3 protein-coding genes are annotated in these 2,570 nt (G+C 49.5%); all 3 read left to right on the top strand.

The window, feature by feature from the left end; all coding sequences use genetic code 11:
- A partial coding sequence (locus U9P07_09145) for an NADH-quinone oxidoreductase subunit D (GenBank protein MEA2109569.1) occupies nt 1-1,086 on the top strand: 1,086 nt, incomplete at its 5' end.
- A 5-nt stretch (nt 1,087-1,091) separates the two neighbouring features.
- A complete protein-coding gene (gene nuoH / locus U9P07_09140) occupies nt 1,092-2,072 on the top strand; it encodes an NADH-quinone oxidoreductase subunit NuoH (protein MEA2109568.1) in 981 nt (326 codons plus the stop codon).
- A complete protein-coding gene (locus U9P07_09135; protein MEA2109567.1) occupies nt 2,069-2,515 on the top strand; it encodes a 4Fe-4S binding protein in 447 nt (148 codons plus the stop codon). The genes nuoH and U9P07_09135 overlap by 4 nt, the downstream gene beginning before the upstream one ends.
- Nucleotides 2,516-2,570 lie beyond the last annotated feature (55 nt).

Genomic DNA, 2,570 nt, shown 5'->3' with positions numbered 1-2,570 from the left:
CACCGTTTTTTCCTTAATATGGGGCCGCAGCATCCCAGCACCCATGGTGTTCTCAGGGTTATTCTGGAGATGGATGGCGAGTATATCATCGAGCCACAACCGGTTCTGGGATATGGCCACCGGATGCAGGAGAAAATGGCCGAATGTCGGAGCTGGCCCGGATTTCTGCCCAACACCGGCAGGATGGATTATGCCGCGGTGTTGCCGTACAACCACGGTTACGTGGCTCTGATTGAACGACTAACCGGGGTTGAGGTGCCGCTCCGGGCCGAGTATATCCGGGTGATAACTTCTGAGTTGAACCGCATTGCCAGCCATCTTATCTGGTATGGGGCTTTGCTTTTGGACCTGGGGGCTTTTACCCCGATTCTCTATACCTTTGATGACCGGGAGCAGATTCTCGATATCCTTGAGGATATTACCGGTTCCCGGCTGACCTACTGCTATTTTCGGGTTGGCGGGGTATCAAAAGACATTGATGACATATTTGTTGAGCGAACCCGGGAATTCATCAAACGTCTGCGCAGCCGATTCAGTATGTATGAAAATCTGGTGAACGACAACGTTATTTTTATCAATCGAATGAAGGGCATTGGGGTAATTGATGCTGATATGTGCCGCCGCTATGGAGTCACCGGTCCGGTTGCCCGGGGATCGGGTATTTACTACGATATGCGCAAAAGCGAGCCCTATTCAGTCTATCCCGAATTTGATTTTGATATCCCCGTGGGCGAACATGGTGATGCCATGGATCGCTTTCTGGTGCGTTTTAAGGAAATGGAGCAGAGCTTGCGCATTATCGAGCAGGCCTTGGATAAATTGCCTGAGGGTCAGTACCGTAGCAAGGTGCCCAAGAAACTGAAGCTGCCGGCCGGAGACTGTAACTTTTCGGTTGAAACAGCCCGCGGGTCGTTGGTTTATTATCTGATCAGTGATGGCAGTGATGTGCCCTATCGCCTGAAAATCAGGGTGCCATCCTATTCTAATCTCAGTGTGTTGCCGGAACTGTGCCGGGGAATGCTCCTTTCTGATCTGGTAGCCGCCATGGGCAGTCTTGATTTGGTTATTCCTGAGATCGACAGGTAGAATATATGGAAACGGCTGGAAATCTAATACTGTTGCGGATGGTGATTGCGGTAGTCTTGATCGTCGCCTTTGTCTTCCTTAATGCCTTGGTTATGGGCTATCTGGAACGTAAGCTTTCCGCCCGGATCCAGCGCCGTCCGGGTCTGATGGAAGTCGGACCCCACGGGATTCTGCAGTTGCTTATTGACGGCTTTAAGCTGATCGGCAAACAACTTATTATCCCTAAGGATGCGGACCGTTTTCTCTTTCGCCTGGCACCGCTGCTTTCCTTTGTGCCGGTGGTCCTGCCGCTGATGGTCATTCCTTTCAGTCCGAAGCTGCAGGGGCGTGATTTTGATATTGGCTTGATATTTATCCTGGCCATTTCTTCCCTTAATGTCATGGCTATTCTCATGGCTGGCTGGAGTTCAAATAATAAATATTCGCTTTTTGGTGCCATGCGTTCGGTGGCCCAGAATATCTCCTATGAAATTCCCATGCTGTTGTCATTGTTGGCGGTGATCCTGATGACCAATACTTTCAGCATGCAGGGGATTGTTCAGGCCCAGAATAAAATCTGGTTTTTTCTGGTTCAGCCCATCGCTTTTCTTATTTATATAGTTGCCTCCTTTGCCGAGACTAACCGGGCTCCTTTTGATCTCCCTGAGGCTGAAAGCGAGTTGACGGCAGGCTATCATACGGAATACAGTGGCATGGGCTTCAGTCTTTTCATGTTGGCTGAATATGCCAATATGTTCGTTGTCTGTTCCATTGCCACTACCCTGTTTCTCGGGGGGTGGCGGGGTATTCCGCTGCCTTTTGGTGAATACAGCAACGCCATCTGGTTTTTAATCAAGGCCTATGGCTTGATGATTTTCATGATCTGGGTGCGGTGGACCTATCCCCGGACCCGCTTTGACCAGTTGATGAATTTCTGCTGGAAGTATCTGATCCCTTTTGCCCTCGTTAACCTGCTGGTTACCGCGGTGCTGGTCAAGTTATTATGAGAAACAGCGGTTATTTTAAAGATTTATATGTCGGTGGTAAAAGCCTGATTATCGGGTTGGGAGTTACCCTGAAAACCTGCTTTTTGCCCCAGGTGACCGTTCATTATCCCCGTGAGAAGCTGGAGATTACTCCTAATTACCGTGGCCATGTGGAATTGGTCAAGGACCCTGAAACCGGGGAGTCACGATGTATTGTCTGTGGCATGTGTGCCCGGGCCTGTCCCTCCGGTTGTTTCACCGTCAAAGGGGAGAAGAAGGAGGGGGAGAAAAAGAAGACCCTGACTGTTTTCAGGCTTGATTTTACCAAATGCAGCCTCTGCGGAACCTGTGTTGAGACCTGCCCCAAGGGAGCAATTAGATATTCCATGGATTATAATATTGCCGGTTTTACCCGGGAAGAATTTCATTATGACCTGATTAAACGGCTGGAGGAGAAGGGATGATTCTCTACCAGTATATTGCCGAGGCCCTTTTCTTTGCTTTTATCCTGCTGGTTTT

Source organism: Pseudomonadota bacterium (assembly GCA_034660915.1).
GTDB lineage: Bacteria > Desulfobacterota > Anaeroferrophillalia > Anaeroferrophillales > Anaeroferrophillaceae > DQWO01.
This window is presented reverse-complemented; position numbering and strand designations above follow the sequence as displayed.